At 33.6% G+C, this 17,590-nt stretch carries 16 protein-coding genes; 8 read left to right on the forward strand and 8 right to left on the reverse strand.

Annotated elements, in window-relative coordinates; translation table 11 throughout:
- The first annotated feature begins 3 nt into the window (after positions 1-3).
- Genes CA2559_RS04795 through CA2559_RS04805 form a run of 3 tightly spaced genes read left to right on the forward strand, consistent with a single transcriptional unit; the run spans position 4 to position 2,097 of the window.
- Entirely contained in the window at positions 4-441 is a 438-nt protein-coding gene (locus CA2559_RS04795) for a TPM domain-containing protein (protein ID WP_013186720.1), read from the forward strand.
- Positions 441-1,244 (forward strand): TPM domain-containing protein, encoded by an 804-nt coding sequence (locus CA2559_RS04800; protein WP_013186721.1) that lies wholly within the window; start codon positions 441-443, stop codon positions 1,242-1,244. The genes CA2559_RS04795 and CA2559_RS04800 overlap by 1 nt, the downstream gene beginning before the upstream one ends.
- Before the next feature lie 52 nt (positions 1,245-1,296).
- Entirely contained in the window at positions 1,297-2,097 is an 801-nt protein-coding gene (locus tag CA2559_RS04805) for a class I SAM-dependent methyltransferase (protein ID WP_013186722.1), read from the forward strand.
- A gap of 8 nt (positions 2,098-2,105) precedes the next feature.
- Here CA2559_RS04805 and CA2559_RS04810 read toward each other — a convergent pair whose 3' ends face one another.
- On the reverse strand, positions 2,106-2,564 hold the full coding sequence (locus CA2559_RS04810; RefSeq protein WP_013186723.1) for a GNAT family N-acetyltransferase: 459 nt from the start codon (positions 2,562-2,564) through the stop codon (positions 2,106-2,108).
- Positions 2,565-2,578: 14 nt separating this feature from the next.
- The gene (der, locus tag CA2559_RS04815) at positions 2,579-3,883 is read right to left on the reverse strand and encodes a ribosome biogenesis GTPase Der (RefSeq protein WP_013186724.1); all 1,305 of its coding nucleotides are present in this window, start codon (positions 3,881-3,883) and stop codon (positions 2,579-2,581) included.
- A gap of 194 nt (positions 3,884-4,077) precedes the next feature.
- Between der and CA2559_RS04820 the strand changes: the two genes are divergently transcribed.
- The 3 genes from CA2559_RS04820 (at position 4,078) to CA2559_RS04830 (ending at position 8,519) form a co-directional block, all read left to right on the forward strand.
- Positions 4,078-6,243 (forward strand): S9 family peptidase, encoded by a 2,166-nt coding sequence (locus tag CA2559_RS04820; protein WP_013186725.1) that lies wholly within the window; start codon positions 4,078-4,080, stop codon positions 6,241-6,243.
- 16 nt (positions 6,244-6,259) lie between these two features.
- Entirely contained in the window at positions 6,260-7,861 is a 1,602-nt protein-coding gene (locus CA2559_RS04825) for a peptide MFS transporter (RefSeq protein ID WP_013186726.1), read from the forward strand.
- Positions 7,862-7,979: 118 nt separating this feature from the next.
- Positions 7,980-8,519 (forward strand): thioredoxin family protein, encoded by a 540-nt coding sequence (locus tag CA2559_RS04830; protein ID WP_013186727.1) that lies wholly within the window; start codon positions 7,980-7,982, stop codon positions 8,517-8,519.
- Between the two features lie 58 nt (positions 8,520-8,577).
- On the opposite strand, the gene CA2559_RS04835 is transcribed toward CA2559_RS04830, so the two are convergent.
- The 5 genes from CA2559_RS04835 to surE form a co-directional block, all read right to left on the reverse strand.
- Positions 8,578-10,617 carry a ComEC/Rec2 family competence protein gene (locus CA2559_RS04835; RefSeq protein ID WP_013186728.1) on the reverse strand — a complete coding sequence of 680 codons (2,040 nt, stop codon included), beginning with the start codon at positions 10,615-10,617 and terminating at the stop codon, positions 8,578-8,580.
- A 36-nt stretch (positions 10,618-10,653) separates the two neighbouring features.
- A complete protein-coding gene (locus tag CA2559_RS04840) occupies positions 10,654-11,214 on the reverse strand; it encodes a C40 family peptidase (protein WP_013186729.1) in 561 nt (186 codons plus the stop codon).
- Between the two features lie 48 nt (positions 11,215-11,262).
- Entirely contained in the window at positions 11,263-12,375 is a 1,113-nt protein-coding gene (lpxB, locus tag CA2559_RS04845; RefSeq protein WP_013186730.1) for a lipid-A-disaccharide synthase, read from the reverse strand.
- Positions 12,376-12,437: 62 nt separating this feature from the next.
- The gene (locus CA2559_RS04850; RefSeq protein ID WP_013186731.1) at positions 12,438-12,731 is read right to left on the reverse strand and encodes a hypothetical protein; all 294 of its coding nucleotides are present in this window, start codon (positions 12,729-12,731) and stop codon (positions 12,438-12,440) included.
- Positions 12,724-13,506 (reverse strand): 5'/3'-nucleotidase SurE, encoded by a 783-nt coding sequence (gene surE / locus CA2559_RS04855; RefSeq protein WP_013186732.1) that lies wholly within the window; start codon positions 13,504-13,506, stop codon positions 12,724-12,726. The genes CA2559_RS04850 and surE overlap by 8 nt, the downstream gene beginning before the upstream one ends.
- A gap of 150 nt (positions 13,507-13,656) precedes the next feature.
- Here surE and CA2559_RS04860 point away from each other — a divergent pair, with 150 nt between their 5' ends.
- Both CA2559_RS04860 and CA2559_RS04865 read left to right on the forward strand, forming a co-directional pair.
- The gene (locus CA2559_RS04860) at positions 13,657-15,777 is read left to right on the forward strand and encodes a carboxy terminal-processing peptidase (RefSeq protein WP_013186733.1); all 2,121 of its coding nucleotides are present in this window, start codon (positions 13,657-13,659) and stop codon (positions 15,775-15,777) included.
- 8 nt (positions 15,778-15,785) lie between these two features.
- Positions 15,786-16,892 (forward strand): ABC transporter permease, encoded by a 1,107-nt coding sequence (locus CA2559_RS04865; protein WP_013186734.1) that lies wholly within the window; start codon positions 15,786-15,788, stop codon positions 16,890-16,892.
- Here the strand turns inward: CA2559_RS04865 and CA2559_RS04870 are convergent.
- On the reverse strand, positions 16,882-17,514 hold the full coding sequence (locus CA2559_RS04870; RefSeq protein WP_013186735.1) for a LysE family transporter: 633 nt from the start codon (positions 17,512-17,514) through the stop codon (positions 16,882-16,884). The two genes, CA2559_RS04865 and CA2559_RS04870, sit on opposite strands and share 11 nt — an antisense overlap.
- Between the last annotated feature and the right edge of the window lie 76 nt (positions 17,515-17,590).

Consider the following 17,590-nt stretch of genomic DNA (forward strand, 5'->3'; position numbering starts at 1 on the left):
CCTATGTCTAAAGTTGAAGATTTTCTTACTAAAAACGACGAAGCAGAAATTGTTGAAGCTATTCGTGTAGCAGAAAAACAAACGTCTGGTGAAATACGCGTGCATTTAGAAAAAACCTATGATGGTGATCATTTTGATCGTGCGTTAGAGTTATTTCATCAATTAAAGATGGATAATACAAAGCAGGAAAATGGTGTGCTAATATACGTGGCTGTAGAGGATAAAAGCTTTGTTATTTATGGCGATAAAGGTATTAACGATGTTGTGCCTAATAATTTTTGGGAAAGCACTAGAGATGCCATGCAAGCCGAATTTAAAAAAGGTGATTTTAAACAAGGGTTAATTAATGGAGTATTGAGTGCAGGACAACAATTGCAAGCCCATTTTCCTTGGGATGCAGATGATGTAAATGAGCTTTCTGATGAAATCTCTAAAAGCTAATGCATAAATTAACAAACATATTACTTGTTTTAAGCTTAGCTATTGGTCAAATGGTTGTTGCGCAGCGCGATATACCAGAAAAACCAAGTGGCGCAGATAATCAAAAACCAGTATTTGATTATGCTGAAATTTTATCTGATGCTGAAGAAGCGCAACTTAATACTAAGCTAATAAGTTATGCAGACACTACATCTACGCAAATTGTAATTGCCACTATTGAGTCTTTAGAAGGAGAATATATTGGTTTATATGCGCCTAAATGGGCTCAAGAATGGGGTATTGGTCAATCTCAAGAAGATAATGGTCTCTTTATCTTACTTTCAGAAAGTGATCGCAAAATTTGGATAACTACAGGTTATGGTCTGGAAGAATATATGACAGACTATAGAACAAAAGAGATTATAGATAAAATTATAATACCAGAATTTAAATCTGGTAGCTATTATAGAGGTTTAGATAAAGGAACCACTGCAATATTTCAAGTTCTCGACGGAACCTTTAAAGGTACACGCCAATCTAATAGTAATGATGGCTTACCTATGGGTGTTATACTTTTCATTATTTTCATAATTATATTTATTGCACTTGCTAGCAAACGTGGCGGAAAAGGCGGCGGTTCTGGAACAAGACGTGCTGGAGACTCCTTGTTAGATGTTATAATCCTTAGCAGTATGGGTCGCGGCAGTTTTGGCGGCGGCGGTGGCTTTGGTGGCTCTTCTGGCGGCGGCTTCGGCGGTGGCGGTTTTGGTGGTGGCTTTGGTGGCGGTGGCTTTGGCGGCGGCGGCGCTGGTGGTGGCTGGTAATCTGCAGAGCATATATTTAACCAGAACCTTTTAAGATCCATTACCCTATTTTATGTCTTCAAAAACTAATTATTTAGAAATAAACAGAACATCATGGAATGCTCGTACAACACATCATATTACTTCAGAGTTTTATGATGTTAAAGGGTTTTTAGAAGGCAATACTTCACTTAAGTCTATAGAGTTAGAATTGCTAGGAGATGTAAAAGGAAAATCTATTCTTCATTTGCAATGCCACTTTGGTCAAGACACTATTTCTTTAGCTCGTTTAGGTGCCGAATGCACAGGTGTAGATTTGTCTGACAAAGCAATTGAGGCTGCAGAGCAATTGGCAGATAAAGCTAATATTGAAGCGTCTTTTATATGCTCAGATGTTTATGATTTGCCAAATAATTTAGAATCGAAATTTGATATTGTTTATACAAGTTATGGTGTTATAGGTTGGCTACCAGATTTAGATGCTTGGGCAAGAGTGATATCTAAGTTTTTGAAGCCTTCAGGAAAATTAGTTTTTGTAGAGTTTCATCCTGTAGTCTGGATGTTTGATGATGATTTTAAACATATTAACTATTCTTATTTTAATAAGGGTGAAATTGTAGAGACAGAAACGGGTACATATGCTCAAAAAGACGCGGATATTACAAACGATTATGTTTGTTGGAACCATAGTATGAGTGAAGTTGTAAATAGTTTAATTAAAAACGGATTGCAAATAAGTACTTTAAATGAGTATGACTACTCACCTTATAACTGTTTTAATAATACCGTGGAGTTTGTTTCAGGTAAATTTAGAATACAATCATTAGAAGAAAAAATACCAATGGTTTTTGCTATAAAAGCTACAAAAATATAAAGTGTGTGTTACTTAATATTATGCTTAAAACATAAGCTGTTTTCAACGTTTTTATATTGCCCATAATTAGGAATACGTTGGTAACCATATGAAGTGTAAAATGAAATAGCTGCTTTTTGTTTCTTGCCGGTTTCTAAAACACAGTTAAAATACCCTAATTCCTTAGCCCAATTTTCAAGAGCATCTAATAGTTTACTAGCAACAGATTTGCCTCTCTCATCTTGTAATACAAACATGCGTTTAATCTCGACCGTATTGTCATCAAAATGTTTAATAACACCACAGCCTATAGGTTTTTCATCGCTATAGGCTACAATAATATGGTTGTACTTGTTTGTATGATTAAATTGTTTGTAGAAAGCATGAAGAATCTCGCCATCTGCTTCAGCTAAATCCTTATTTAAAAGCGTTACTAAATAATTAAAATCTGAATCTTGAGATGTTGTTCTTTTTAAAGTCACCATCATTCAGCAGAGTCTAGTTATTTTTTTCTAAAGTAAATGCTAATAGGAACACCAGAAAAATCAAAGTTTTCTCTAAACTTGTTTTCAATAAAGCGCTTATATGGCTCTTTTATGTATTGCGGTAAGTTAGCAAAGAACGCAAATTGTGGTTGCGGTGTTGGTAACTGCATACAATACTTAATTTTAATATACTTTCCTTTAGTTGCTGGTGGTGGTTGGTTTTCTATAATAGGAAGCATTAAATCATTAAGTTTACTAGTCTTAATTTTTTGATTTCTTGCTTCGTATACTTCAACAGCAGTTTCAATAGCTTTGAAAATACGTTGTTTTGTTAAGGCAGATATAAAGATAATTGGCACATCTGTAAATGGTGCAATCTGTTCGTGAATATGCTTTGTAAACTCCTTTACGCTTTTGTGGTCTTTTTCAACTAAATCCCATTTGTTAACTAAGATCACTATTCCTTTTCGGTTACGTTCTGCTAGCCAGAAAATATTCTGTACTTGGTTATCAAAACCACGAGTAGCATCCATTACTAATAAACATACATCTGCATGTTCAATAGCGCGCACACTGCGCATTACAGAGTAAAATTCTAAATCTTCTTTAACTTTGGTTTTACGGCGTATTCCTGCAGTATCAACTAAATTAAACTCAAATCCAAAACGGTTGTATTTAGTGTCAATAGAGTCTCTTGTAGTGCCTGCAATGTCTGTTACGATATAACGGTCTTCGCCAATTAATGCATTTATAAATGAAGATTTACCCGCATTTGGTCTTCCTACAACAGCAAACCTAGGTAAGCTATCTTCTTCGCGTTCTTCTTTCTCTGGAAGAATCTTTACAAGCTCATCTAATAAATCACCTGTTCCTGCACCATTCATACTTCCAATAGCATGATATTCTCCTAAGCCAAGGTTGTAAAACTCCACAGCATCTGCGTGACGCTCTGCATTATCAACCTTATTTACAACAAGCATCATCGGCTTATTGCTACGGCGTAATAGTTTAGCAACATCTTCATCCATTCCAGTAATTCCAGATGTAACATCGACCATAAATAGGATGACATCTGCTTCATCTATAGCTAGCTCTACTTGCTTGTCTATTTCCTGTTCAAAAATATCATCAGACCCTACAACATATCCGCCAGTATCAATAAGTGTAAATTCTTTACCGTTCCAATCTGCCTTTCCGTAATGGCGATCACGTGTCACACCACTAATGGCGTCTGTAATGGCTTCTCGGCGTTGAATCATCCTGTTAAAGAATGTCGATTTACCTACATTTGGTCGTCCTACAATAGCTACAATAGCACTCATAATCTGTTTAATTTTGTGCAAAAATACGCTATTTGAGTTACGAATAACAGATATGAAACAACTAAGTTTGAGAGTGATTTAAAGTTACTTGCACCTTTGGTGTGGTGTTTAGCATAGTATTTATGGTCGTAAATTGAGAATATTCGCTTATTTTTCACTAAACTTGGCGTTCAATTTAATTTTTCTTTCCATATATGAGAATTATATATAGCTTTTTAGCCCTATTGCTATTTGTTGGTCCTACAACATTTGCACAAAAAGAAATTACACTAGAATCTATTTATGACGGTACGTTTAGACAAGAACGTTTACAATCTTTAAGATCATTAAATAATGGCGATGAGTATGTTGTACAGAATTACGACAGAGCAGCCAATACTATGACGGTAGATGTTTACAGTTATAAAACAGGTGAAAAAACACGAACGCTTATTAACTCTGCCGCTATTGAAGGATTACAGTATTTTCAAGGCTATGAACTTTCTAATAATGAAACCAAGGCTTTACTTTCAACCAATAACGAACAGATTTTTCGTAGATCCTCAAGAGGAATATATTATGTGTATGATTTAAACAATAAGGCAATTGTAAAAGTTAGTGAAAATAAAATACAAGAACCAACTTTATCTCCAGACGGCACAATGGTAGCCTATGTGTTTGAAAATAATATTTATATAAAGCACCTTGAATCTGGTGATACAGAACAGATTACTACAGATGGTGAAATTAATAGTATTATTAATGGTGTGACAGATTGGGTTTATGAAGAAGAATTTGCTTTTGTAAGAGCTTTTGATTGGAATGCAGACAGTAATAAGATTGCTTTTTTACAATTTGATGAATCTGAAGTTCCAGAATTCTCGATGGATCTTTTTAAGAAAGACCTTTATCCAACACAGGATGTATTTAAATACCCAAAAGCTGGAGAGAAGAATGCAGATGTAAGTTTACATATTTATGATCTAAATACTAAGCAAAGTATGCCGGTAAATCTTGGGAAAGAATATGAGTATCTGCCAAGATTAGAGTGGACAAAGAAAGCAAACATATTAAGTGTACAAGCGTTAAACAGATATCAAAACGATTTAGATTTAATTTTTGTTGATGCCGCTGCAAATACTTCAAAAGTTGTTCTTAATGAGAAGGATGAAGCATATATTGATATCACAGACAACCTTACATTTCTAAACGATAACAGTTTTATTTGGACATCAGAAAAAGATAACTGGAACCATATTTACCATTACTCTAAAGAAGGAAAATTAATTAATCAGGTTACAAAAGGAAATTGGGATGTGACAGATTACTATGGTTTTGACCAAAGAACAGGGCGCATCTATTTTCAAAGCACAGAAAATGGTAGCATAAATCGCGATGTATTTTCAATTAAGATGAATGGGAAAAACAAAGCTCAGCTAACTCAGAAAAGAGGAACCAACAGTGCAGACTTTAGTAGTGATTTTAGCTATTTCATTAATTCTTATACGAGCGCAAGAACACCTTACGAGTTTACTCTCATAGATTCTAAAACTGGAAAGAAAGTAAGAGATATAAAAGACAACAAAGCTTTGTTAGAGCAGTTGAAACCTTACAACTTGTCTTCTAAAGAATTTTCGACACTTAATGTTAATGGGAATGATTTAAATATGTGGATGATAAAACCACAAAATTTTGACCCTACAAAATCATATCCATTATTAATGTTTCAATATTCTGGTCCAGGTTCTCAATCTGTAACCAATTCATTTTATGGAACAAACGACTATTGGCACCAAATGCTTGCACAACAAGGTTACATAGTAGCTTGTGTAGATGGACGTGGTACAGGTTATAAAGGCGCAGATTTTAAGAAAGTGACTCAAAAAGAGTTAGGAAAGTATGAAGTTGAAGATCAAATACAGGCAGCAAAACAATTAGGAGCAGAGTCTTATATAGATGCTGAACGTATAGGTATTTGGGGTTGGAGCTATGGTGGCTTTATGTCTTCTAACTGTTTATTTAAAGGAAACGACACCTTTGCAATGGCTATTGCAGTAGCACCTGTAACAAGCTGGAGATTTTATGACAGTATATATACAGAACGTTATATGACAACACCACAAGAAAATGCAAGTGGTTATGATGATAACTCACCAATAAATCATGTTGATAAATTAAAAGGAGATTTCTTATTGGTACACGGTAGTGCAGATGATAATGTACACGTACAAAATACAATGCAAATGATTGAAGCCTTGATACAAGCCAACAAACAATTTGACTGGGCAATTTATCCAGATAAAAATCACGGCATTTATGGTGGAAATACCAGGTTACACTTGTATACTAAGATGACAAACTTTATTAAAGAGAACTTATAACTAACACAAAATAGATATGGAATATAGATTTGGAGGTTCAGCAACCAACCAGAAAACTGTTTTAGGACAACCATCAGGATTATTTGTCCTGTTTTTCACTGAAATGTGGGAGCGCTTTTCGTATTACGGAATGCGTGCTTTATTAGTACTTTTCTTAATAACAAATGTATTAGGAGATGCCGAAAAGGGCTATGCTCCAGGTTGGGGTTGGGAACGTGCAGATGCAGTAATACTTTATGGATGGTATATAGGATTAGTTTACTTAACACCTATAATTGGTGGTCTTATTGCAGATAAGTTTACAGGATACAGAAAAGCTGTTATTATTGGAGCAGTAATTATGACTGTAGGACATGCATCAATGGCTTTCGAGGTTTTTGCAGATTGGTTTTTCTACATCGGGCTAGTGCTATTGATTTTAGGAAATGGAATGTTTAAGCCAAATATTTCTTCAATGGTAGGACAACTATACAAATCACAAGGTGAAGAAAAAGATGCAGGATATACTATATTTTATATGGGTATTAACGCTGGAGCTTTCTTAGGAATTTTACTATGTGGTTACATAGGAGAGAATATAGGATGGCATTACGGATTTGGTTTAGCTGGTATTTTTATGTTCTTCGGAATGTTACAATTTTACTTTGGTCAAAAGATTTTCGGAAAAATTGGATTAAGTGCTAAGGCAGAAACAGATTTTATTGATGAACGCGGCATACAAGCAGAGGAAGATTTATTAGAAAATAAGCCAGAAGAAGTTCCGGCAAATGTGACTCGTGACCGTATTATTGTTATTTCAATATTCGCATTGTTTACTACATTCTTTTGGTGGGCATTTGAGCAAGCTGGATCTTCAATGACCATTTTTGCAAGTGATTATACAGACCGCGCATTAACAGGAGATTCTGCCCTAATATTTAAAATAATTAATACAATTATAACAGTAGTGCCATTGTTGGTAATTACATATGTATTGGGAATGCTGTTCAAACAGACATTTAAAAAGTTTGCTTTATCTAATTTTTGGCTCGGATTAAGTTTTGCTATTATTTGGGGAATCGTAATTTGGATGTTAGTGAGAGAATTTCAATCTGATACTACAGAAGTAGCAGCATCTTGGTTCTCAGTTTTAAACTCATTATTTATCATTTTGTTTGCACCGCTATTTGCAAAATTTTGGCAGTCTAGATTTAATCCTACAGGTCCAATTAAGTTTGCTATGGGATTAATCCTTGTAGGTATAGGTTTTGCAGCTTTAGCTTATGGCTCTATGGATATACCATTAGGTGCTAAAACAGCTTCAGTAAGTATGATATGGTTAGTATTAGCGTTCTTACTACATACACTAGGCGAGCTTTGTTTATCTCCAGTAGGTTTATCTTATGTAAGTAAATTAGCGCCTGTAAGATTAGTAGGTCTTATGTTTGGTATCTGGTTTATCTCTAACTTCTTGGCAGGAGTTATAGGTGGATGGACAGCAAGTTTTATGGATCCTATATTAGACGAACATGGACTTTCAACATTCTTTTTAATCTTTACACTTATTCCAATTGGAGCTGGTATCATTATGGTACTTATTTCTCCTATTATTAAGAGAATGATGCACGGTATTAGATAATTAAAAACTTATTATAACATTTTATACTAATCCTATAACATTTACGTTATAGGATTAGTTTTTAAATGGAAACATTCTAAATAACGGAATGATTTTTGTTTAATAAACATTACATATTATGAAATACACACTACTCTTAGTTCTTTTAATATTTACTACAACGCTATCTGCTCAAGAAGTAGAATGGATGAGTATGAATGATGCATTAGAAGCACAAAAAGAAAATCCTAAGAAGATTTTTGTTGATGTTTATACAGATTGGTGTGGTCCTTGTAAATTAATGGATAAGAAAACGCTGCAGAATAAAGATGTGGCTAAGTATATTTCAAATAACTATTATGCAGTAAAATTTAATGCAGAAGGTACAGAAGAGGTTAATTATAACGACTTTACTTATACAAACCCAAATTATAATCCAGACAGAAAAGGCAGGAACAGTCAGCATTTATTTGCTCACGCTTTAAAAATTACTGGATACCCAAGTATTGTGTTTTTTGATGAAACAGGAAAGGTTATAGCTCCTGTAGTTGGTTATCAAAGCCCAACTCAACTGGAAGTTTACCTTAAAATGATTAACAATGACGACTATAAACGTTTAAATACTGCTGAAGCTTGGAATGCCTATAAAGACAATTTCAACTATAAATTTAAAAATTAATTACCCAAGCTAACCAGCTTACGGTAAGTGTTAGTAGGACTGAATAGTGCTAAGATGTTCAGTCTTTTATTAGGAAAGCTCCTTTTTCTCCAGTTGGATGAAAAGGGAGTTTTTTATGTTTTGCAGTAGCTTTCCAACGTTTTACATAGCTTTTATAATTATTTCCATCTGCTATAATACGTTCTGGAGAAATAGAGTCTATAAGTCTATTTAAATTAATTTTTGGAGAATTGCTAAGTATGATGGTAGCGTTATTAAAAGCAGAACTATAAACACCTAAACTATCAATCACGTAAATACGATTACCCTTAAATTGATAAACATTTTTTAAGGGAACTGTAGAAACTGAATCTAAGTGACTACCAACAATATAATTTGAAACTAACTGCTGAGTAAATGAAGTGCTACTTGAATCTTTAAGCGACACTTCAAAATGTTCTCCTTTTTTTAAACCAATAACGGTTTGAGCAGTTTGCTGAAAAACTACAAACTCCTCAGTAGTCTTTGCAGTGTAGGACTCATACATAAACCCAAGTTGAAAAATAACTACAGCACAAAGTATATAAATGAAGTTTGTAGGCTTAAAACGTTGTATGGATATTAAAATAGTACCAATTAAAACATAAGTAACTATAGTTTGAATTTCTGAAAATGGGATCTCCTTAAATACAAAAGAATTTTGTTGTGCAACCCAACTTATAACAGAATTCATAAACCCGATTACTAGCCTGAAGCCTTCAGCTATAAACGAAGGTAGAATACCCAAAAGGGCTAATGAGATACAAAGAAGCCCATACCCTAAAATGATGCCTAAAAAGGGAATTATGATAAGATTTGTAACAAAAAACAACCCTGGAAATTGATGGAAATAAAATAAACTTAAAGGCAATACGCCAATCTGTGCAGCAATAGTTACAGTAAAAACACCCCATAAGATTCTTGAAATATAATATTTAGGTCTAGGAATGAGTTTAGATAATTTAGGCTGCAATAGTATTATAGAAAATACAGCCAGATAACTTAATTGAAAGCCCACTGAAAATAAAAATTGGGGTTCCACTAATAGTATTACAAGTGCAGATAAAAACAAGGTGTTCAAAGTACTAGTTTTTCTTTTCAGATTTAGTGCAACAGCTAAAAATGAAAACATTGTAACTGCTCTAATAACCGATGGAGATAAACCTGCAATTATTGCAAAACACCATAAAAAGAGTACAATTAAAACAGTTTTAAAGACATTGCCGTGTTTAAACCTGAAAAGTGGTGATAGTATAAGTTGAAGTAGCATTAGTATAATACCAACATGCAAACCAGAAACAGCTAAAATATGTATAACACCAGCAGATGCGTAGTCGTCATACATATCTTTTGAAATGTCTTTTTTTTGCCCTAATAATAATGCCTTTATAACAGCAAGTTCGTCACCTTTAAAACCATTGTCAATTAACGCTATTTCTATGTTGTTTCTCAACGTGTTCGCAATACTATACATTGAAATTTTAACCTCTGAAAATTGAAATATCTCTCGGTTGCTAATACTTACCTGTGCTAATATATTTTGATGCTCAAGATATTTAGCATAGTTAAATTGATATGGGTTTTTGGGTTCTGTAACTTTAGATAGTGTACTCTTAAAGGCTAAGTATTCTCCAATATTATACGTAGGTTTTAAAGAGTCTTCTATGCGAACCTTAAGTAGAATTTTACCAGTAATGGGCTTATTGTTTATACGCTCAATATTGAAAATATAATTTTCTGAATAACTATAAGGCTTAAGCTGTTCTAAAACATGTCCTTTTAAAGTTAATGTGTTTTCATATGAAATTGAGTTTGTAAAATGATTCGGGTTGTTTTTAGGTTGGTTAATTTCCCAAGAAAACATTCCTATACAAACAAATAAGAAAAGTGCAGCTACACCAAATAAGGCATCTTGTTTCTTGCTTCGTTTAGACTTTATAAATAAAATAGTGAAAAATAGGACAGTACTACAAAGTAAAGTAATGACAGGCTTAAAGCTAATGGTAAACGTGTAGGCTATTAAAATACCAGCAATAATAGCTAAGGTGAGCTTTATGATACTGAAATTGAGCACTTTCATATTGAAAAGTAATCAATTTATTTTAATTTAGGTTATCTATAAAACGCGTCTAGCCATTACAAAAGCATTTTGCCAGTAAGCTTCGCTAAAATTAGATACAATTACACCTCTTGAACTTGTTGAGTGTATAAATAAAATATCTTCATCATTAAACCCTACAACTAATCCAACATGGTTTATAACCTTTCTATTTTTATTTGTTTCAAAAAATAATAAATCACCTTCATTAACTTCATCTAATTTTAAGCGAGTGCCTTGTAGAGACATTGCTCGTGAGGTTCTCGGCAACTCTACATCTTCAGTTTTAAAAGAAGTATAGACAAGACCGCTACAATCCATTCCGCGTTTTGTGGTGCCACCAAATTTATATGGCGTGCCTTTAAAATCTAATGCGTAGTTGGTGATTTTAGAAGCGCGCTTGTCTTCTTCGGTTTTTTCGACAAACACAACGTGTTCACTTTTTTTTGCATCCTTTTTGGTTCTTATAACAGGCTTGATCTTTTCTTGTTCTTTTACAGTAGTTACAACTCGAGGTTTAGAGCTACCGCAAGATGAAAACAAAACAAGAGCTAAAACAGAGATTAAAATTAAGCGCATTAAGAGTGGTGTAAAGTGAGTGTGAAATGTAATAAAAATATAAATTGATTATGAAATTGCATCAACAATTAGTTGTGCCGTTTTATCACTAGCTCCTGCACCGCCCAATTTCTTTTCCAAATCATAATAGTCTAAAAACAAGTTTTGTCTGTTTGTATCGTCTAAAATTATACTCAACTCTTTTTTTAATGTTTTGGTATTAAAATCACCTTGTATTAATTCTTTTACTACGGATTTATCCATAATTAAATTAACGAGCGAAATATATTCTAGGTTAATAACACGCTTAGCAATTTGATAAGAGATGGTACTACCTTTATAACAAACCACTTCAGGTACTTTAAATAATGCTGTTTCTAAAGTAGCTGTTCCAGATGTTACCAAAGCAGCTGTTGCAAGACTTAAAATATCGTAAGTCCTGTTCATTACTAAATTTACATTTTGCTTTTTAGTGAATTTAGAGTAGAACGCCGCATCTTGGCTAGGTGCTCCAGCAATTACAAATTGATAGTCTTTAAAATCTTTAGTAACGCTAAGCATAACCTCTAACATTTTAGATATTTCCTGCTTTCTGCTACCAGGTAATAATGCAATGATAGGGCGGTTGTCTAAATTGAATTCAGCTTTAAAATCAGATGGGTTTATAAGTTGTTTTTGCGCAATTGCATCAATAAGTGGATGTCCTACAAAATGCACCGGAAAATTATGTTTATCTTCATAAAACTCTTTTTCGAAAGGCAGTATAACGTACATAGCATCTACATCACGCTTAATATCTTTAATACGTCCTTCTTTCCAAGCCCAAATTTGTGGAGAAATGTAATAGTGTGTTTTGTAACCTTCAGTTTTAGCCCATTTGGCAATTCGTAAATTAAAGCCAGGATAGTCTACAAAAATAATAACATCTGGGTTGTAATTTGTTATGTCTTTTTTACAAAGCGTTATATTTTTAAGAATGGTTCTTAAGTTCATCACCACCTCAATAAACCCCATAAAAGCCAATTCTTTATAATGCTTTACCTGTGTGCCGCCTACATCTTGCATTAAATCGCCACCCCAAAACCTAAAATCGGCTTGAGGATCTTTTTTCTTTAAAGCTTTCATTAGGTTAGCAGCGTGCAAATCGCCACTGGCTTCACCAGCAATTATATAATATTTCATAGGGTATGTCGTATGGTGAAAATCACCTTAAAATTACAAAATTAACAACTAGTGATGGTTAATTAACCAAACTTCAGGATAGCAATAGCAATAGCCGTCATTAATGATACAATTAAAACGCCTTTAGCACGATGGTCTTTTTTCTTTTTGAGAAATACAAAAAATGGAAAGAAGTTAGCTACTGCTCCAAGTGCAATAAGGCTACCTAGAAATTCATTTTCTACAGCAGCATTAAAAGTGCTGTCTAAAGACTCATTAGAAAATATAAGGATGTATAAGATAGTTCCTATACAAGTTGCTATTAAACCAGTTACAAAACCAATTAATAATTCTTTTTTAATATCTATACTAGTCATTTAATTCCCAGCTATTTAAATCTTGAATAAAGTGATGTGCAGTTAAATCAAATTGAACAGGTACTACGCTCACGTAGCCGTTGCTAAGTGCCCATTCATCTGTATCTTCACCTTTATCTTCGTTAATAAATTCTCCAGTAAGCCAATAGTAATCTCTGCCTTGAGGGCTTTTTCGTTTATCAAAATCTTCTACCCAATGCGCTTTGGCCTGGCGGCATACTTTAATGCCCTTAATTTCTTTCTCTTTTAGTTTTGGAAGGTTTACATTTAAAACAACACCTTTGGGTAGGCCTTTGTCTAAGACATGTTCAGTAATCGCTTTTATGTATTTTTTACACGGTTCAAAGTCTGCTTCTAACGAATAATCTAATAAAGAAAATCCAATTGCCGGAATACCTTCTACACCAGCTTCAACAGCAGCACTCATTGTTCCGCTATAAATAACGTTGATTGATGAGTTTGAGCCGTGATTTACACCGCTTACACATAAATCTGGCTTTCTGTGTAAAATTTCTTGTGTTGCTAATTTAACACAGTCTGCAGGAGTTCCAGAGCAGCTATATTCCTTATGGTCAGCATCTTCTGTCATTTTAACGGGGTCGCAATATAGGGTGTCGTTAATTGTTATTGCGTGTCCCATAGCACTTTGTGGGCTATCTGGTGCAACAACCACTACGTTTCCTATGTCTTTCATGACAGATATAAGAGCTCGTATTCCAGGTGCTGTTATACCGTCATCATTGGTAACTAATATTAAAGGTTTTTTGTTAGCCATAAGTTGTAAGTTATAAAGCTGCAAAACTACTGAATTAATAATACCTAAAACTTATGAGTTAGTTAACAAATAATTGGCTAGCTTAGCAGATGTTGGCACGGTTTTTACCGTATATAAAATGAAAACGAAACAATGACCATAATCAGGATTATGAAAAGGAATTATAAAATATTAATAATAGGCTTGGTCTTTGCCATAGCCTCTTGCAGTTTCACAACTAAAAATTTTGAAAACGATAATAAAGATAAATTACTCATAGATCTTATTTCTTATGTGCTTAGCAAAGCCCATTATGATGCAAAAGATATAGATGATAATTTTTCTAAAGCAGTGTTTAATGATTATATAAATGCGTTAGACCCTTTAAAACGTTATTTCTTAGCTTCAGATATTGAAGAGTTTAAGGCTTATGAAGACCAAATTGACGATCAGGTAAATAATTTAGAAGTATCCTTTTTTTCATTAACTCATGAAAGATTGGTAGAGCGTATGAAAGATGCTAAGGCATTTTATCCAGAACTTTTAGAGAAGCCATTCAATTTTAATGAAGATGAAACCATTAATACAGATTATGATAACTTACCTTATGCAACCAGTAAGGAAGAACTAAAAGATAGATGGCGTAAGCAACTTAAATTTTCTACATTATCTACATATTTAGAAAAGCAGGAAGATCAAGAAAGAAGCGAAGATGAAGTTGCTAAAACAGATGAAGAATTAGAAGTTGAAGCTAGAGAAGTTACACGAACATCTTACCAAGAATATTTCGATTTTAATGATGATTTAGAGCGTAAGGACTGGTTTTCAATCTACATAAATGCTATTGTTGAAGAGTTTGATCCTCACTCGTTTTACTTTGCTCCTAGTGATAAAGATAGGTTTGATATACAAATGTCTGGAAAGCTAGAAGGTATTGGAGCGCGTTTACAACGTAAAAGTGATAATATTAAAATTGTTGAAATTATATCTGGCGGTCCAGCTTGGAGAGGTGAAGAGATTGAGGTAGGTGACCAAATTCTTAAAGTAAAACAGGAAGATGAAAAAGAACCTGTAAGTATTGTAGGAATGCGCTTAGATGATGCTGTTAGCTTAATTAAAGGTCCTAAAGGCACAAAAGTAGTATTAACCGTTAAAAAAGTTGATGGTACAATTGAAGATATCGCAATTATTAGAGATGTTGTAGAGCTTGAAGAAACTTACGCAAAATCTGCAATTGTAGATAAAGATGAACAACGATTTGGGGTTATTAACCTTCCAAAGTTTTACTTTGATATGCAAAATTACAAAGAACGTAATGCTGCTAAAGATGTAAAAGAAGAAATTATTCGTCTTAAGAAAGAAGGTATGGAAGGTCTAGTTTTAGACTTACGTAACAATGGTGGTGGCTCATTACAAACTGTTGTAGATATTGCAGGTATGTTTATAGAAGAAGGACCTGTTGTACAAGTTAAAACAAAAGAAGCTGGCCAAGAAGTTCTAAAAGACAAAGACAAGAGCATTCTTTGGGATGGTCCTTTGGTAATTTTAGTAAATGAGTTGTCTGCATCTGCATCAGAGATTTTAGCTGCTGCAATGCAAGATTACAAACGCGCTATTATTATTGGAAGTAAGCAAACATATGGTAAGGGTACAGTACAAAATGTAATGGATTTAAACCGTTGGTTACGCCAAAACGAATATGGAGATATGGGTGCTTTAAAAGTAACAACTCAAAAGTTTTATAGAGTTAATGGAGGATCAACACAATTAGAAGGAGTAAAGAGTGATGTTGTAGTTGTAGATCGTTATAGCTTTATAGATATAGGAGAAAAAGATTTAGAAAATCCGCTACCTTGGGATAAGATAGACTCTGCAGATTATACACCTTGGGAAGGTTATATAGATTTTGAAGAAACAATTTCAAGCAGTAAAGATCGTATGGCTGCAAACGAGCAGTTAAAGCTAATTGAAGAAAATGCTAAATGGGTAAGTGCCCAACGTGAAGACAATGAGTTTTCTTTAAATTATTCAACATATAAAGCTGAGGTAGAAAAAGATGAAGCTGAAGCTAAAAAATACGATGCTATTTCTAAATACAAATCAGATCTTACGTATAAGTCTTTACCTTACGAAGAAGAGTTATTTGTAAATGATACAATACTTAAGGAAAAGCGCTCAAGATGGCACGAAAACTTAAGCAAGGATGTTTATATGGAAGAAGCAATAAGCGTTCTTAAAGATTTAAAGCTTAATAACATTAAGCGCAGTAAAGTAGCAAACATTAAGAACTAATAAATAGAATGGCAAACGCCAATTCATTATCTCAACTCGCGCTCCAAAAATTTAAAAAAAACTTTTGGGGCGTTTTGAGTTTCTGGTTTGTTGTCTTGGGAGTATTACTTGCAATATTTGCTTATGCATTAGCACCAGATAATTCTCAAAATGCTAATCAACAACATATTTCAATTCACTCTAAGAAGCCAGGATTTAAGGCTACTATTCTTACCATACCATCAAAATTAGAGCAAGAACAATCTTTTTTGGATAAACTCTTATTTGGTAAGGAAGACAATTCTACAGAGTTACCTATTGTAGATTATAAGTTTGAGGGAGAATCAATAATTGTAACACCTTATACAGATGAAAGCATTAAAGGTTTGCCTAAAACCTATTCTTTTGCATCTTTTCCCAAAGGCTTAACTAAAACCGAAATCGAATCTCAATTTATAAATGAACAAACATTTTTATTAGGAACAGATAAGTATGGTAGAGATTTACTAAGCAGAATGCTAGTAGGTATTCGTATTTCACTATCTATTGGTTTTGTAGCAGTATTTATCTCGTTGTTAATAGGAATAAGTTTGGGAGCACTTGCAGGGTTTTACGGTGGTAAGATAGATGCAGCTATCATGTGGCTTATAAATGTAACGTGGTCTATACCTACTTTACTATTAGTAATAGCCATTACATTGGCTTTAGGTAAGGGATTTTGGCAAGTGTTTATTGCAGTAGGTTTAACTATGTGGGTAGAGGTTGCAAGAGTTGTTCGTGGCCAAGTAATGAGCGTAAAAAATATGCAATATGTAACTGCAGCACGTGCTTTAGGTTTTACAAATGGTAGAATAATTGTAAAACACATCTTACCAAATATTTTAGCACCAGTAATTGTAATCTCTGCAGCTAATTTTGCTGCTGCAATATTAATTGAAAGTGGTCTTAGTTTTTTAGGTATAGGAGCACAACCTCCAATGCCAAGTTGGGGAGCAATGATAAAAGACCATTACAGTTATATAATTTTAGGTAAAGCTTACCTGGCAATTATACCTGGCTTGGGTATAATGAGCTTAGTAATGGCATTTATGCTAATAGGTAACGCTCTTAGAGATGCGTTAGACGTTAAGAGTTAACTAAAAATTTTATGCCTTGAAAAATTGCTAAACCTAGCAATACGACACCTAAGAATCGAGATACTTTTTTTTGTACAGTTTTGGTGTCACCTTTAACTGTATTACTCCATTTAGAATAACCATAAAGGGTTAAGACTTTACCCAAATAAACGCCAATAAAAAACACTAACAAATCTAATGGAGATGAGTTAGAGGTAATCATTATAAGATGTTTATTTATAATACTGAATGCTACCAACCAATAAATCATCACTGGCGGATTTAACAACGATAGTACAAAACCTTTAAGGTACTTAGAGGTTCCCATGTCATACCAGTGGCTGCGGTCATCATTTTTTGAAGGCTTTTTAACCAGGAAATATATACCAGCTATAAAAAACAAAAGAATGATAGTAAGATGAAGCCACATATTACGCTCAAAGAATGAAGCTATCATCATATTAAAATTAAGTGCTAGCAACGCTAATAAAATTTCTCCAAAACCAGCACCAAGAGCAATTTTAAATGCTGTTTTTTCACCAGACTTAAGAGTGGTCTGTATTACAGAGATATTTACCGCACCTAAGGGAATTGCAGAAAGTATGGTGGCAAGAACACCTACAAACAGGTAAAGTATTATCATAACAGTTTCGTTGAAAAACGAATGGCAAACTTACATGAAAAAAGCCAATAACATTTTTAAAAAATGTTATTGGCTT

Origin of the sequence: Croceibacter atlanticus HTCC2559 (assembly GCF_000196315.1) — a bacterium.
GTDB lineage: Bacteria > Bacteroidota > Bacteroidia > Flavobacteriales > Flavobacteriaceae > Croceibacter > Croceibacter atlanticus.